11 protein-coding genes are annotated in these 16,765 nt (G+C 43.6%); 7 read left to right on the top strand and 4 right to left on the bottom strand.

Features of this window, described 5'->3' with window-relative positions; all coding sequences use genetic code 11:
• Window positions 1–44: 44 nt before the first annotated feature.
• On the bottom strand, window positions 45–941 hold the full coding sequence (locus tag ACEN9X_RS05290; RefSeq protein ID WP_413669412.1) for an AraC family transcriptional regulator: 897 nt from the start codon (window positions 939–941) through the stop codon (window positions 45–47).
• A 229-nt stretch (window positions 942–1,170) separates the two neighbouring features.
• Between ACEN9X_RS05290 and ACEN9X_RS05285 the strand changes: the two genes are divergently transcribed.
• The 5 genes from ACEN9X_RS05285 to ACEN9X_RS05265 all read left to right on the top strand — a co-directional run bounded on the left by ACEN9X_RS05285 (window position 1,171) and on the right by ACEN9X_RS05265 (window position 11,188).
• Window positions 1,171–2,205 (top strand): aldose epimerase family protein, encoded by a 1,035-nt coding sequence (locus tag ACEN9X_RS05285; RefSeq protein ID WP_413669411.1) that lies wholly within the window; start codon window positions 1,171–1,173, stop codon window positions 2,203–2,205.
• Window positions 2,202–4,163: a glycoside hydrolase family 97 protein gene (locus ACEN9X_RS05280; protein ID WP_413669410.1), complete on the top strand. Its 1,962-nt coding sequence runs from the start codon at window positions 2,202–2,204 to the stop codon at window positions 4,161–4,163. The genes ACEN9X_RS05285 and ACEN9X_RS05280 overlap by 4 nt, the downstream gene beginning before the upstream one ends.
• Before the next feature lie 85 nt (window positions 4,164–4,248).
• Window positions 4,249–5,607, top strand: a complete 1,359-nt coding sequence (locus tag ACEN9X_RS05275; protein ID WP_413669409.1) for a sugar porter family MFS transporter — start codon at window positions 4,249–4,251, stop codon at window positions 5,605–5,607.
• Between the two features lie 14 nt (window positions 5,608–5,621).
• Window positions 5,622–8,960, top strand: a complete 3,339-nt coding sequence (locus ACEN9X_RS05270; RefSeq protein WP_413669408.1) for a DUF5107 domain-containing protein — start codon at window positions 5,622–5,624, stop codon at window positions 8,958–8,960.
• 14 nt (window positions 8,961–8,974) lie between these two features.
• Entirely contained in the window at window positions 8,975–11,188 is a 2,214-nt protein-coding gene (locus ACEN9X_RS05265; RefSeq protein ID WP_413669407.1) for an alpha-galactosidase, read from the top strand.
• A 145-nt stretch (window positions 11,189–11,333) separates the two neighbouring features.
• Here ACEN9X_RS05265 and ACEN9X_RS05260 read toward each other — a convergent pair whose 3' ends face one another.
• Window positions 11,334–12,332: a hypothetical protein gene (locus ACEN9X_RS05260; protein ID WP_413669406.1), complete on the bottom strand. Its 999-nt coding sequence runs from the start codon at window positions 12,330–12,332 to the stop codon at window positions 11,334–11,336.
• Window positions 12,333–12,628: 296 nt separating this feature from the next.
• On the opposite strand from ACEN9X_RS05260, the gene ACEN9X_RS05255 reads away from it, so the two are divergent.
• Entirely contained in the window at window positions 12,629–13,429 is an 801-nt protein-coding gene (locus ACEN9X_RS05255) for a PAS domain S-box protein (protein WP_413669405.1), read from the top strand.
• An 18-nt stretch (window positions 13,430–13,447) separates the two neighbouring features.
• Here the strand turns inward: ACEN9X_RS05255 and ACEN9X_RS05250 are convergent, their stop codons facing one another.
• A complete protein-coding gene (locus tag ACEN9X_RS05250) occupies window positions 13,448–13,942 on the bottom strand; it encodes a DUF6265 family protein (protein WP_413669404.1) in 495 nt (164 codons plus the stop codon).
• A gap of 210 nt (window positions 13,943–14,152) precedes the next feature.
• On the opposite strand from ACEN9X_RS05250, the gene ACEN9X_RS05245 reads away from it, so the two are divergent.
• Entirely contained in the window at window positions 14,153–14,581 is a 429-nt protein-coding gene (locus ACEN9X_RS05245; RefSeq protein WP_413669403.1) for a pentapeptide repeat-containing protein, read from the top strand.
• A 192-nt stretch (window positions 14,582–14,773) separates the two neighbouring features.
• Here ACEN9X_RS05245 and ACEN9X_RS05240 read toward each other — a convergent pair whose 3' ends face one another.
• A complete protein-coding gene (locus ACEN9X_RS05240) occupies window positions 14,774–16,651 on the bottom strand; it encodes a M1 family metallopeptidase (protein ID WP_413669402.1) in 1,878 nt (625 codons plus the stop codon).
• Window positions 16,652–16,765 lie beyond the last annotated feature (114 nt).

The raw sequence follows: 16,765 nt of genomic DNA, 5'->3' as shown, positions 1-16,765 counted from the left end.
AACTTACGAAGTTTTTAAAACTTCGTAAGTTGTAAATAGCCTAATTACCGCTTATGTGTTTTCCGGTATTTTGATGGCGACATACTAATCAACTTGGTAAACAATCTTGAAAAATAATAAGGATCGTCAAAGCCCAGATCTGAGCAGATCTCCTTGATACTCCTGTCGGTAAAATAGAGATACTGGCATGAAGCCTGGATCTTGAGCAGGTTAAAATAGTTAATGGGCGATGAACCTGTTTTTTGTTTGAACAATCGCAAATAATGCGATGCCGAAATGCCCTGCTGCTTAGCCAAATGCATTACCTCAAACTTTTGGCTGATATGCTTTTTCATGTAAGCGATAGAATTGCTCACAAAATCGTTATCATAATCAACCGGGTTTGTTTGTTTGTAGTATACCAACGAAGAGATGAAATTGAGCAGGTTGATATTTACGATCTCCATTTCCTTTTCATGATAGCTGTGTTCAAGCACGGCGTAGATCTGCTCATAAAGCTTAATCCGGCTGCTATCATACGGAACGGATTGCACCACGGGCTGCCCGTTCTCGAGCGAGCGCTCATAAATGAGTTGCGAATTTAAGCCGCTGAAATGCACCCAGTAAATACTCCAGGGATTGGTTTCGGAGCTTTTGTAACGATGCGCAACGTTACGCGGAATGATGAAAAAAGTATTGGGTTTAAGGATGTGGTCCTGCCCGCCTAAATAAACATAGCCTTCTCCATCAATGCAGTAAAGTAAAATATATTCATTGCTGCCGGTGCGGCGCTCCCGGTCATGATAGGCAGCCTTTGGGTAATAGCCTATGGCGGTAAGGTAAAAGCCCTTGATCAAAGCATTGTTGGTGATGGATTTTTTAATGTTTGGCGGCAATACGATCATTTTTTGACCTATAAAGCCTTCTTTGATCCGCTTTTTGGGCTCGGCTATCGCATTCATAACATTACAGCATAATTGGTGCTTAAAGGTATTTATTTTTTTGATCAAAGCAAGTTTTCGAAAACTATGTATTGATGATAGGATTATCCATCACTTTTTGAAAAATATCCATTTTTTTAACCGCTGTTTCATAGTAGGTTTACCAAAACCAATTAGCGACTAAAACAGGTAACCGCCTGTTTAACGACAGATAAATACATGAGGTACCAATTTAAATATCAATACACGCATGGCTGTTAAAACTTCATCCAGCTTATGGGGGCAACTTTACGGCGCCGATGTTTCTCTTTTCAGGATCAAAAACGAAAACGGGGCTTATGTTGAGCTTACCAATTATGGTGCAGCCATTGTATCCATTGTGGTGCCCGACAAGCAGCAACAGCTTGGAAATGTAGTGGTGGGCTTCCCTGATCTGGATGGATATTTAAACGATACCTGTTATGTAGGCTCAACTATTGGCCGTTACGCCAACCGCATCAGCAATGCGCGGTTCAAGTTGGATGGCAGGATCTATTATCTGGATACCAACGACGGTAAAAACTCCAATCATGCAGGCAAAAGCGGCTTTAACTATCGCGTATTCGCTGCCGAAGCTATTGATAATGGCGTGATCATGACGCTGACCAGCCCTGATGGGGATGGTGGTTATCCCGGTACATTGGAACTTACCGTTACCTACACCTGGAGCGATGATAATGAGCTGTTGATCAATTATAAAGCCGCTACCGATAAAACTACCATAGCTAATTTTACCAATCATGCCTATTTTAATTTGTCGGCATTTAAGAGTAAGATCTATAACCATAAGCTCACCATATCGTCGGAGTATATTGTGGATTCGTACGAGGATTATACGCCAAGCGGAGCTATTATTCCTGCCCGGCAAAAGGCTTTCAGTAATAACAAGTTAAGTGATAAATTTAAGATAGATGAAAGTCGGGTTGAAGGGCTTAACCTGTTTTATATCATCGATACGGAAGCGGAAGAGAACAAACTGGCTTGTGCCGCTCTTTTAACCGACGAAGAATCGGGCCGTACGCTCAAAGTTTATACCGATTATCCCGGCGTGTTTCTGTACACAGGCGATTACCTGAGCAGCATATCGCCAAACCATACCGGCAAACCGGCAAAACCGTTCGATGCACTTTGCCTGGAATGTCAGCATTATCCGGATAGCATTAATCATCCCAATTTTCCGCAGGCCACATTACAGGCAGGCGATGTTTACGATCAAAGCATTTTATACAAGTTCGGCACTATATGAAAAAACACGCCCTGATATTTTCTATGCTATCTGCTTTTGCCCTTGCGGCATCGGCGCAAACCTACACAGTTAAATCGCCCGATAATAACCTGAAACTGGAGCTTAAGGTAAATGACAGCATCAGCTATTCATTGACTTATAAAAATAACCAGCTGATCTCGCCATCGGCCATTGGCCTTAAGCTGGATAAAACTACCCTTGGTGCAAATACCAAAGTATTAAGTACCAAACCATCAACAGTAAATAAAACCATCCGCCCGCTGTATGGCAAGGCTGCTGTACTTACCGATAATTATAACGAATTGGTTATCAGTTTTGCAGGGAATTATAAACTGCTTATCCGCGCTTATAACGAAGGTGTTGCTTACCGTTTTGTTACCGATTTAAAAGATTCGGTGAAAGTAATGAGCGAGCAGGCCGGTTTTAACCTGAAGGGTGCGCCCGGCACAACTATTGCCGAAACCGACAATTACACCGCCTGGGAACTGGCTTATAACCAATACAAATCCATCAGCGAAGTAAAAGAAGATAAACATGCCATCACCCCGGCTTTATACACTTACCATAACGGCGTAAAGCTGGTTATTGCAGAGGCCGACCTGTTTGATTACCCCGGCATGTACGTTAAAAAGAAAAAAGGCAATATCACAGGCGAATGGGCTGGCTATCCGGCCACGACCAAAATGGGTAGTTGGGGCGATTTTGTTTCGGTAGTAACCTCGCGCGAAAATTATATCGCCAAAGAACCCGGTAAAAAAGAATACCCGTGGCGCGTGCTCATCGCTACTGACGATGATAAAACTTTATTAAACAACCAGCTCATTTATAAGCTCTCGAAGCCATCGGTATTGGAAAATACAGCATGGATAAAACCCGGCAAAGCGGCCTGGGAGTGGTGGCATGATGCTATCCTGCCCGGTGCGCCAATTCCATCGGGTATGGAAAACCGTAGTACGCAGTTGTATAATTTTTATACCGATTTCGCTGCCAAAAATCATTTGGAATACATGATGATAGATGCCGGCTGGAGCGACAATTACGATGTTAAAAAACGTCTTCAAAAAACCGATATCCGGGCAGTAATTCAGCATGCTAATGAAAAACACGTAGGCATTTTTGTATGGTGCGTGGCTGCACCTTTGTTGAAAGACCTGGATGCCAATCTGGATTATCTGAAGGAGATTGGCGCGGTTGGTATTAAAGTCGATTTTTTTGACCGGGACGATCAGCAGGCTATCAAATGGCTGCAGGTAATTGCCGAAGGGGCTGCTAAAAGGCATTTAATGGTTGATTTTCATGGTTGCTCAAAACCAACCGGTTTGCAGCGCACTTATCCAAATATTGTTAACTATGAGGCAGTGCGCGGGCAGGAATGTTCAAAGTGGGATTTTACCACCAATCCCGTTCATCATACTACGTTCCCTTTTATCAGGATGCTGGGTGGTCCGCTGGATTATACGCCGGGATCTATGCGCAATAAATCAAAAGATACTTTTAAGCCAATAGCTGAGGGACTACCTTCAACACAAGGCACCCGCTGCCATGAGCTGGCCATGTTTGTGGTATTTGATCAGCCGCTGGCTGTGTTTTGCGATTCGCCAACCGAGTACGAAAAGTACCCGGATATCGAAGCTTATTTATCGGCAGTACCAACTGTTTTCGATGAAACCAAACCACTGGATGCCAAAGTAGGCGAATACATCGCGATAGCAAAAAAGACGGGCAGCGACTGGTACATTGGTGCCATGACCAACTGGGATGCAAGGGACGTCAATGTTGATTTCTCTTTCCTTCCAGCAGGTGTTAGTTATACAGCAGACCTATACAGTGATGCTGCCGATGCAGATAAAAACGCTGAAAAATACGAGCATAAAACCATCACCGTAAACCGATCAACCAAACTAAACCTGAAACTGGCACCGGGTGGCGGCGCGGTTGTTCACCTGCACGGGAGGTAAGAGCTGAAAGCCGAAGGCTTAAAGCAAATAAATATAGACCTAAATAAAAGTAGATTTATACTAAGAAGAAGCTAACCAATAACAAATGATTACTGATTTAAAAAAAGAAGTTAAGTTTAATAGCAGCTATATTATAGGGATTTCCTTTATATCGGCGCTGGGCGGCTACCTGTTCGGCTTTGATTTTGCTGTAATATCGGGTGCATTACCATTCCTCCGTAAAGAGTTTGCGCTTGATCCGGTTTGGGAGGGATTCCTGACCGGCTCACTGGCGCTGGGCTGTATTGTGGGCTGTATCATTGCCGGCAGCATTGCCGAAAAATTTGGCCGCAAGCCGGGCCTGATGATTGCCGCGTTTATCTTCGCAGTGTCATCATTGGCTATTTCGGTTTCAACCTGGCTTGCCTATTTTATTACCATGCGCTTTGCAGCCGGCGTTGGCGTAGGGATGGCATCCATGCTTTGCCCCATGTACATTGCCGAGATTTCGCCGGCCAAAGTACGCGGACGTAACGTGGCCATCAATCAGCTTACGGTAGTACTGGGTATCCTGATCACCAACCTGTGTAATTACTTTTTGGCTGATACCGGCGATAACGCCTGGCGATGGATGTTTGGTTTAGGTACCGTGCCTGCAGTAGTTTTTATGCTGGGTGTATTGTTCCTGCCCGAAAGCCCGAGATGGCTCATGAAGGTTGGCAGGAATGAAGATGCTGAAAAGGTTCTTTATAAAATAGGTACTGAAGAGTTTGTTACCGCCACGCAGGAAGCCATTGAAAAGTCATTGAAAGGAGGGACAGGCAAGCAATCATACCGCGCGGTATTTGAAAAAGCGGTACGCCCTGCGGTGCTGATAGGTATCACGCTGGCTGTGTTTCAGCAGTTTTGCGGTATTAACGTGGTGTTTAATTATACGTCAACCATCTTCGCTTCGGTGGGTTCAAGTTTGAACCAGCAACTGTTTGAAACTGTTTCTATTGGTATCGTTAACCTGGTATTTACGCTGCTGGCAATGTGGCAGGTTGATAAGCTTGGCCGTAAGCCATTAATGCTCATTGGCTCTTTAGGTTTATCTATATTTTATATCGTATTGGCTTACCTACTGCAAAATCACCTGTCGGCTAAACTGGTGTCGGTTTTTGTGTTACTGGCTATCAGCACCTATGCACTTTCACTTGCGCCTATCACCTGGGTGCTTATTTCGGAGATCTTTCCCAACAAGATCCGCGGCGCGGCATCAACAGTAGCCATTGTATCGTTGTGGGGAGCCTATTTTATACTGGTGTTCACCTTCCCGATACTGGCTAAGCTGCTGGGTACCTACGGGCCGTTTTATATGTATGCGGTGATCTGCTTTTTGGGCTTTTTGTTTGTACTACGTAAAGTGAAAGAAACCAAAGGCCAAACCCTTGAAGAGTTAGAAGAGAATTTAATAAGACATTAATAATTGTAAGCTACATGAATAATTTGGATGTAAATGTTTGGGAAGAAAAGGTAATTATCCCAACCTACGGTATAGGCAAGCCTGACAAAAACCCCATGTTTTTTGAAAAGCGGGTTTACCAGGGCAGCAGCGGTAAGGTATACCCTAACCCTGTTATCGAAAAAATTTACGACGAAAAAGAAGATAAGGAATACACAGGCCTGTACCTGGAGAATAAATACCTTAAAGTGCTGATCCTTCCAGAGCTTGGCGGCCGCATTCAGATGGCTTATGACAAGATCAAAGACCGCCATTTTATTTACTACAACCAGGTAATTAAACCTGCACTGGTAGGCTTAACCGGTCCCTGGATTTCGGGCGGTATTGAGTTTAACTGGCCGCAGCACCACCGCCCAAGTACTTTTGAGCCGGTTGATTATAAAATTGAAGAAAACGCAGACGGCAGCAAAACTGTTTGGGTTAATGAGGTAGAGCGCATGTTCCATACTAAAGGTATGGCCGGCTTTACCCTTCACCCGGATAAGGCCTACATCGAAATAAAAGCCAAACTGTATAACCGTTCTGCCCTGCCGGAAACCTTTTTATGGTGGGCAAACCCGGCTGTAAAGGTTAATGATGATTACCAGTCGGTTTTTCCGCCCGATGTAAATGCCGTTTTTGACCATGGCAAGCGCGATGTATCAACATTCCCGATAGCTACCGGTACTTATTACAAAGTTGACTATTCGCCGGGTACGGATATCTCGAGATATAAAAATATCCCGGTGCCAACATCGTACATGGCCATCAACTCCAACTACGATTTTGTTGGGGGATATGAGCATGATTCACAAGCTGGCTTACTGCACGTAGCCAATCACCATGTATCGCCCGGCAAAAAACAGTGGACCTGGGGCCACAGCGATTTCGGTGTTGCCTGGGACAGGAACCTGACCGATGAAGACGGCCCGTACATTGAGCTAATGACTGGTATGTTTACGGATAACCAGCCCGATTTTACCTGGCTGATGCCGCATGAAGAAAAGCATTTTACCCAATACTTTATGCCATACCGTGAGCTTGGCGTAATTAAAAATGCCACTAAAGATATCCTGCTGGCACTAAATTATGAAGATGGCAAGCTGCTGTTAAAAGTATACGTAACCGGAGAGCAAAACAACCTAAACATCAAACTACAGCACGATGGTAAAGTCTTACTAAGCGAAAAAGTTTGCATTGTACCGGAGCAGGTTTTTGTAAGGGAGATAGCTGTTAAAAATATCGACGAGAGCCTTTTATTGCTTACCGTACATTCGGAGGCTGGCAAAGAACTCATTAAATACGATGCGGCCAGCAATAAGTTGAACAACATCCCGGAGGCTGCCAAACCGGCCCTGCTACCTGCCGATGTTGAAAATAACGAGCAGTTATTTTTAACCGCTCAGCATTTGGAGCAGTACCGTCATGCTACGTATAGCCCGGTGCCTTATTACGAAGAAGCTTTACGCCGCGACCCTAAAGATATCCGCAATAACAATGCTTTAGGTTTATGGTACCTACGCCGCGGCCAGTTTGCTAAAAGTGAGCCATATTTCCGCAAGGCGGTCGAAACCATTACCCAGCGCAACCCTAACCCTTATGATAGCGAGTGCTATTACAATTTAGGCCTGGCCTTGAAATTTCTGGGTAAAAAGGATGAGGCCTACAAATCGTTCTATAAAGCTACCTGGAGTAACGCCTGGAAAGACAGCGGCTATTTTTCGGTAGCACAGATCGACCTGGAAAACGGCGATTATGAACTGGCGCTTGAGCATTCGTTATCATCTTTAGACAGGAACGCTAACAACAGCAAAGCTTACGTTTTACGTTCGGCGGCTTTCCGCAAACTGGAACGGTTTGAAGAGGCTGTTGAAGTAAATGTTGCCGCTATCAAAAGGGATGCGTTTAATTTAGGTGCTTTGTTTGAACTGGTATACGCTTACAAAGCTTTGGGCAATGAGGAAAAAGCCATGAACAGCCTTAATGAACTGACTAAACTATCTCGCGGTTATTACCAAAACTACATTGAATATGCGCTTGATTACGCCAACGCAGGCCTGTACCAGGAAGCTACCGATCTGCTAAATTATGCGGTGAATGGCGATGCTACCAGTCCGATGGTATACTATTACCTGGGCTACTTTGCTTGCCAGTTGGGTAATAATGAACAGGCATCTGCGTATTTTAAACTGGCTTCGGCTGCTGATTCGTATTTATGTTTCCCAGATAGGCTGGAAGATATCAGCGTGCTGAAACTGGCCGCTGCTTTAGTACCAACAGATGCCAAAGCGCCATACTATTTGGGTAACTTGTTTTATGATAAGCTACAGTATGATGACGCCATTGCAGCCTGGGAAACATCGGCACAGTTAGATGATACTTTCCCAACTGTATTCAGGAATTTGGGTATTGCTTATTACAACAAACGCAATGATCCGGCAAAAGCTTTAGCATGCTTTGAAAAAGCCTTCGCGTTGGATACAACCGATGCCCGGATCCTGATGGAGCTTGATCAGTTATACAAAAAGTTGAACAATCCTGCTGATGCGCGCCTGAAATTTGTTGAAGCTAACCTGGAAACTGCCAAACTGCGTGACGATGTTTATCTGGAGCGCGCAACATTGTATAACTTTTTGGGCGAGCACCAAACAGCTTTTGAACAAGTGACGCAAAGAATTTTTCACCCATGGGAGGGAGGTGAAGGCAAGGCTTCGGGCCAGTATGTTGCATCATTGGTTGAAATGGCCAAGCAAAACATCCGCGATGGTAAAAATAATGAAGCCATTGAACTGTTAACGCAAGCGCAAACCTATCCGCATAATTTAGGCGAGGGCAAACTGTTCGGCACGCAGGAAAATGATATCTTTTATTGGTTAGGTAAGGCCTATGAAAATCTGCAGCAAACTGAAGAATCAAGGGCTTATTTTGAGAAAGCAGCCATCGGTTTAGAAGATCCTACGGCGGCAGTTTTTTACAACGATCAGCAGCCGGATAAGATCTTTTATCAGGGTTTAGCTAAAAAATGTCTGGGTGACAGTACATCAGCCGAGCGGATCTTCAAAAAACTGCTTAATTATGGTATTGGGCACATGGATGATAACGTAAAAATTGATTACTTTGCCGTCTCGCTGCCAAATTTGCTCATTTTTGAAGATGATCTGCAGGTAAGGAACCGCGTGCATTGCTACTTTTTACAGGGACTGGGATACCTCGGTTTACATGATTTTGAGCAGGCACAAAAGGCCTTTACCGAAGTTCTGAAACTTGATGCCGGGCACTTTGGGGCGAGGATACATCAAAACATGATAAACCAAATTACCGAAGTAGCCGGTTAAACCAAAAATCACACGTGAGAACTACTCAAAGAAAAACTTTACCACTGGGCCTGCTTTTTGCAGGCTCAATGCTGTTGGCCAGCAGAGCAGCAGCACAGGATGTAACCATCCCTGTTGAAACCCAGCACAACGCTATCGTGTTGCAAACTGATGCCGAAAAACACCTGAACATGGTGTACCTGGGCGCAAAGCTTGCCAACACGGCAGAGTATGCCCGCATCCAGAAAATGTACAAACAAGCCGATGATTCGGGGGTGCAGAATGATGTGTATACACCATCAGGATCGGCAAGTCTTGGCGAACCAGCCATTACCGTTACCCATGCCGATGGTAATAAATCATTAAACCTGGCCTATGTAAGCCATACGGTTAGTAAGGTTGATGATGATATTTCATTATTAGTGGTTACCCTTAAAGATCCTGCTTATGATTTTGAGGTGAAACTATACTACAAAACCTATTTTAAAGAGGATGTTACCGAACAATGGTCGGTGATCAAACACAACGAAAAAGGTATAGTAACGCTTAACAAATATGCTTCGGCCAATTTAAACCTGAAGGGTAACACCACAGGTGGTTTCTGGTTAAAGCAATACCACGGCAACTGGGCCATGGAAGTGCAGCCGGAAGAAGCCCGTTTAACCCACGGTATTAAAACTATCGACAGCAAGCTGGGCACCCGTGCCAACTTGTACGAGCATTCCATGTTTGCTATATCGTTAGATAAACCAGCTACCGAAGATGAAGGAAAGGTGTTTTACGGTGCTATGGAATGGTCGGGCAATTTCAGGGTTGATTTTGAACTGGATGTAGCCAATAACCTGAAAATTATTGCAGGTATTAATAATGCTGCATCCGAGTATCATTTAAAACCAAATACTGAATTTACTACGCCTGCTTTTCTGTATACTTATTCAGACCATGGCAAGGGCGATGCCAGCCGCAAGCTGCAAAGCTGGGCCCGCAAATACAAAATTGTTGATGGCGAAGGCTCAAGGCTTACATTGTTGAACAACTGGGAATCAACCTATTTCGATTTTAATGAGAGCAAGCTTGCAGGCTTGTTAAAAGATACCAAAAAACTGGGTGTCGACCTGTTTTTACTGGATGACGGCTGGTTTGGTAACAGCCACCCACGCAACGGCGATAATGCTGGTTTGGGCGATTGGCAGGAGAACAAACAAAAGCTCCCTAACGGCATCAGCTCATTAGTGAAAGAGGCGCAGGCCAACGGTGTAAAATTCGGTATCTGGATTGAGCCGGAGATGGTTAACCCGGCCAGCGACCTGTACAAAGCTCATCCTGATTGGGTGATCAAGCAACCAAACCGTCCTGAAAAATACTTCAGGAACCAACTGGTGCTTGATTTGGCCAACCCTAAGGTACAGGATTTTGTATTTGGCGTGGTTGACGGTCTGTTTACCAAAAATCCTGATCTCGCCTATATCAAATGGGATTGTAACGCGGTTATCTACAATGCTTACTCGGCCTATCTGAAAAAAGACCAGTCGCACATTTACGTTGATTATGTGAATGGTTTGTACAATGTATTGAAACGTGTTCGTGCTAAATATCCTAAAGTCCCTTTGATGCTTTGCTCAGGTGGCGGCGGCCGTGTTGATTATGGTGCATTGCAATACTTTACAGAGTACTGGCCAAGTGATAACACCGATCCGCTGGAGCGTGTGTTTATACAATGGGAATATTCATTCTTCTACCCGGCTATCACCAGCTCAAACCACGTAACCGATTGGGGCAAGCAACCAATTAAATACCGTGTGGATGTGGCTATGATGGGTAAAATGGGCTTTGATATTGTGATAGGCAAGCTAAGCGAAAATGATCTGAGTTTCTGCCAGTCGGCCCTGAAAAACTATGATGCATTGAAAGATGTGATTTGGCATGGCGATCAGTACCGTTTAGCATCACCATGGGATAACGATGCTGCTTCTATCATGTATGTGAATACTGACAAATCAAAAGCGGTTATGTTCAACTATTTGGTGAATAACCGTTACGGCTCAGGCAGCAAAGTACCTGTACGCCTGAAAGGTCTCGACCCTAACAAGAAATACCGTGTAAAAGAGATCAACCTTTATCCGGGCACCGGTTCGGTGTTAGGAAACGAAGATTTAACTTTTACCGGCGATTTCCTGATGAATGTGGGTATTAATCCTGAAGCCAGTACTTACCATACCAGTGTGGTATTGCAACTGGAAGCAATTTGATAGGAACGATTTAAAACAAGAAATGGAGCGGCTTGCCGCTCCATTTCTTGTTTTATAAACTTCGACCAGTAGTGGGTTTACCACCGCAGCCTTGCGGTAGCTTAGGCTTCGTCGTGCCTCCTTACAGAAAGGACATAAAAAATAGTTACCTCAACTTCTTCGTCATATCAAAATGCTCAACCCTTGTTGAACTCAATGGCAGTTTGCTACAGGCGGAGTAAAAAATATAATCCTTATCCTCAGTAATTCCCGGAAGCAGTTTGTTGATAACCTTCCCAATCTGCAGGTTTTCGCTTTTAACTGCGTTGGTATCGGCAATGTTTACTTTAGTGGTATAATAAATTACTGGGAACCAGCCATGACTGTTTTTTTGATTGCCGATCCGGAACACCCTCGGTTCTCCTGCAACACCATCAATCACTACCGGAAAGCGGTATTGTTTTACTGTTGCCTCGGCAGCATCCTGAAATAATTTGCCGGCATCTGCATCGTGCTGATATTGCCAGTAGTCATTAGGGGCGGTACATTGTAAAGAGAGCTCAAGCGTTAAACGAGCATCGGCAAAATGCTGTTTGTCGTATTTTTCTTTCCCTTGCTGGTAAAGTTCAGGGGCTGTTTTGCCGTTGATTTTATAAGTGTTTACATTTAATGAGGTAAGTTTCCAGCCGTAGTCATATTTGGCATACATTGCGGTTATCATTTCCTGGTTTGGCTGGCTTTTGTCTTTTGGCAAAAACAGCGCAATGTACATTTCATGGGTAATACCATTATAAACCATTTTATAGCTATTGATGCCGGCAGACAGATTAGCTACCGTATCGGTATTGCGATGTTTGTTTACAATATAATATTCATCATAAATATCATAATCGGTGGTTTTTACGGCATTGCCTACTAATTCTATTTGCCTGAGGTTTGATTTATCCTGCAGCATTTCCTGCGATTCCATGTTGCTGATATCATCGGCATTGTTGGTGCGCAGGTTGCGAAGCAGTTGTTCATTAAGTTTGTGAAAATCGTCGCGTTTACCGCCGGGGATCTGGTCGTTTCGCCAGGCTCCGGGCTGTTTGATACAGCTTTGTAATGATATTGCCAGTAAGGCAAAGGAAATGAGTTTAATTGTGTTTGGGTATAGGGTTTTCATATTACCCGTAATGATATAAAAAAACGTTGAAATCTGCTATCGCAACCGGTTTATGAATAACAAAGATTCTGTGAATACGATATAACCCTTTTGTCTTTTTATTTTGAGCAGGTAAAATCCGGTTTGGAAAAGTGAACAAGACTGACATTCTGCTAAAAAATCCTGGCAGGTTGTATTAAATATTTATGAATATCATAAAAAATAGCTTCTTTTGAATTCGCCTTTTAACAACCAGCTGCTATATTGCTTTTAGCCACCAAGTGTATCACATTTCCTCCAAAGGGAACTGAAATTTTATGGAAAACTTAAACGAGGTTTTTGACCTGGAATGCTTCTTTCGTTTGTCGCCCGATTGGTTATGCGTGGCCGGGTTTGACGGTTACTTCAAAAAAATCAATCCTGCCGTTTCAAAAACCTTAGGTTATACAGAAAGCGAATTATTTGCAAAGCCTATTGACTCGTTTGTTCATCCTGAAGACAGGAGCATCACCGCCAGTAAACGTGAAAGCATCAAGAAAAACAATCCGCTATATAATTTTGAGAACAGGTATGTAAGCAAAACCGGAGAAATTGTATGGCTTTCATGGACATCGATGCCTATAAAAAACCAGCAGCTGGTTTTTGCCATTGCCAAAAATATTACAGAGAAAAAGAAACTGGAAGAATTTAACAAGGCATCACTTGTGTCGGTACAAAACGGTGAAATAATAAAAGGTGCAAATCTTAATGCATTTATCAGTACGCGTAATCTTAAGCCCATTAGTGAGCTTTCTATTGCCGATAAGTTATGGCTTTATGAACTTGAAACGCTGGTAAGAAAATATATCGGGAAAGTTGATTTGAGCATAGTATTGCTGAGCAGCGAAATGGGCTTAAGCGAAAGGCAATTGCACCGGCGTATAAAAAATATCACCGGAGTTACACCTAATAACTACATCCGCGGAGTCCGCTTGCAAATGTCGATGGAGGCGATCAATAGCGGCAAATACCGCACCGTGGCCCAAATATCATACATTGCAGGGTTTGAAACACCAGCATATTTCAGAAAACTGTTTAAAGAGTTTTATGGCCGTGATGTAGCCGAATTACTGCAATAATATAAAGCTACTAATCTTTTATTTAACCCTTTTCATCGGGAACTGTATCGCCTTGAGCTTTCCTTTTCTTAGTCCTGATATTTCGGCGAGCAGTGAGTCTTTAGTTATTAGGGTATAACTGATTTTTTGAGGGAAATCATGCTCCGGGTTTTCAAACACAAGTTGTTTTTTGTTGGATGAAGTAAGCGTAAAAGTTACCGCTTTGCCGTTGTTTTGATTTTTTACTGTTGGGATATAGTAAAGTTTGCCGGTGTGTTGCTCCAGCCTGATATGCTCTGACGATACGGTGTCTGAGCCTGCCAGTGAATAGCTTCTGCCAAGCAAGGTGGAATCATTAAGTTTCTTCCATGTTTCGATATCCAGTGTTTTTGCCGATTGATTTTTCCAGCTGCCGATCAGCCATTGGGCGTGCGCGATAGGGGTGGATTTTTGTTGGGCATAAGAGCTGGTATAAGCAAGTGTAATGCAGGCCGCAACCAGCAGTGATGATTTGATATGAGGAAGCAGGATCATAAGTGATGATTAAGTAATTGAAGATACAAAACTTATAACTCAGCATAAATTAAATTTCACGCAAAGGCGCTAAGCCGCAAAGGTTTTAGCTTAGCGCCTTTGCGGCTTAGCGTGAGGATAACCTTGTCGCAAATGCACCCTTATTTGTCGCGTATGTAACTCTGCGATGCCATTCGTTTTTAGGATATTTGATGAAACCAATAGCAAATCATGGAAAATTCAGCGACTAACGGCATAGAAGTTATCACCATAAAAGAAACTCAAAAGGTACTTGATGTTAAATGCGCAATGCTTAATGATTCAACCTTTGAGCAAATGATGATGAACAATGCAAGTTTTAAGGATGTATGCATCACCGGACTTAAAATTGAAGATGCCAATTTGAGCGATCTGGAGATAAAATATGCGCAGCTTGGCGGAGCTTACATCCATGACATTGGAATGCCGCCCGAAGGTCATCCGGCTTATGATCCCAGCGCGAAACAACGTCCCCTCAGGTTTGAAGATTGCGATTTACAGGGCAGTACCATAACCGATTGTAACCTAAGCGATGTGAATATTACAGACTGTAACCTGAACGGTATGAAAATTAACGGCATCGGTGTAGCGGAGCTGCTGAAGGCATATCAGCAGAAATAGGCTTTATTGATAAAAGCCCCATCCGTGTCCCCTCAGGATCTCTCGCAGAGGATCCTGAGGTTCAGCTCGTGCTAATTTGAACTACGAATCTGCATGGTGCATACATCAGGGTCCTCTGTGAGAGACCCTGAGGGGACGGTAGGAGAGACTTACGATGTTTTTAAAACTTCGTAAGTCTTTGGAATGATAAGTTTATTTAGCACCTACCCACACATTATCCTTTTTGTTACTGTCGGGATCATAGGTGGTACCCAATACTATCTTTTTAACTGCTTTTTTGGCAGTAAAATTCACTGCAGTTGTTTTATTGCCTGCAGCCCAAACAACAATACTTTTATGTACCAGTTCGGTAGTGCCATCGGCATAACTAAGGGTTAGGTTAACAGGGATTGGTTTGCTGCCAACTTTGGTAACAGTAACAGTGTATTTTAATCCTGTATTCGTTACCTTGCTGATGGCCAGATCAGTTACACCACGGTCAAAGAACCAGGCTTTCCAAAACCAATTGAGGTTTATGCCCGAGCCGGTGTTCATACAATTAAAAAAGTCGTACGGCATGGGATGTTTGCCGTGCCATTGTGCAATGTAGTAGTGCAGGGCTTTGGTAAAGAGGTTATCGCCAAGCATATCTTTTAAATACAAATAGCCCAGGCCCGGTTTAGGATAGCTATCGGTAAAGCTTGCCGTACCTGTAAGCATAGGAGTAAGCGTCATCACAGGTACGTCAATTTCATGGCCCGCGCTTTGTTCAACTGCAGAAACACCGTAGGGGTCTACTATTGAAGGATCAATTTCGGGGCTTACAAGCCACTCGCCTATGGTTGCCCAGCCTTCGTCCATCCAGCCGTATTTGGTTTCGTTAATACCCATGTAAAATGGAAACATGGTATGGAAGATCTCATGATCGGTAAGCTCTATAGCATCCGCTTTATCTTCGAGCGGGTTATCGTTCACCATCATAGGGTACTCCATCTGGTCCAGGCCATCAAAAACGGTTTCATGCTGATATGGATATGGCCATTTCGGGAATTTGTAGCTCATTACCTCAACCGTTTTGCGGGCGTAATCTACTACGGCATAGTAATCTTTATGCTTTTCGTTAAATACGGCATCAACACGGGTGCGCCTGCCGGTTTTAGGATCAACCACCAGGCTTGATGCTTTCCACAAATAATGATTGCTGGTAGCAAATACAAAATCAGTAACGCTATCGGCCTCAAACTTCCAGGTGTTGGTTGGATTGTTTTTGGTGATGTTACCTCCTTTAACATCATCTTCGGTAATGATATCCGTTACTTTATCGCTCGCGCCTGCATCGGCAATACGTTTAACTATGCGGCTATCATAAACATCTGCGGCATTTTTCAGATCGCCGGTTGCCCAAACTTTATAATCGCCTGGCACGGTGATCTCTGCGCTAAAGTGGCAAAAATCGTTATAAAACTCCTGTGCGCCAACGTACGGGTAATCGTTCCATCCATCAATATCGTCATAAACAGCTACACGCGGGAAGAAATAGGCAATGAAGAACGCGCCTGTATCAATTTGACCGGTACGGATATGTGAGCCTTTGTTTAAAGTGTAAGCATAGCTGATATCAAAATGTACTTTTTGTTTTGGTGCGATGGGAGATACCCGCTGCGTCATATTGGTACCATTGATGCGGCGGGTTTTAGCGCTGTCGGGTGTTTTATTATCGATGCTGAGGCTTTTGATGTGCACCCCATCGGTAAGGTCATCTGCCGAAACCTGCATCTGACGTACGGCGCCTTTTTTATACAAGTTGGGATAGAGCTTAAATTGCACCCTTTTTAAAGTATCAGGACTATTGTTAAAGTAGTCTATACCAACAGTACCACTTACCAGACGGGTTTTAGGATCGAAATTTATCTTGATTTTATAGTCGGCGGTATTTTGCCAGTAGTTTTTTCCGGGAGCGCCGGCTGCGGTTCTTATTCCTTTGGTGTAGGTTTTTTGCAGGTTTACGGCTATGGGGAGGGTTTGCTGGGCAAATGCGGTGATACTGCCAATTAATAAAACAAAAGGCAATAATTTTTTAATACTGATCATTTATGCGGATATATATGAGTTATATTTGAGGTAAATATAAATAAACCGTTGCAGAACCCGGTAAGCGATAATTTTGTATCACCGGTATGTTACAGGGTAAATCCGCACGGTTTT

Source organism: Mucilaginibacter sp. Mucisp86 (assembly GCF_047324315.1).
Classification (GTDB): domain Bacteria; phylum Bacteroidota; class Bacteroidia; order Sphingobacteriales; family Sphingobacteriaceae; genus Mucilaginibacter.
The sequence above is the reverse complement of the archived record's forward strand: the minus strand, read 5'-3'. Positions and strand labels throughout refer to the sequence as shown.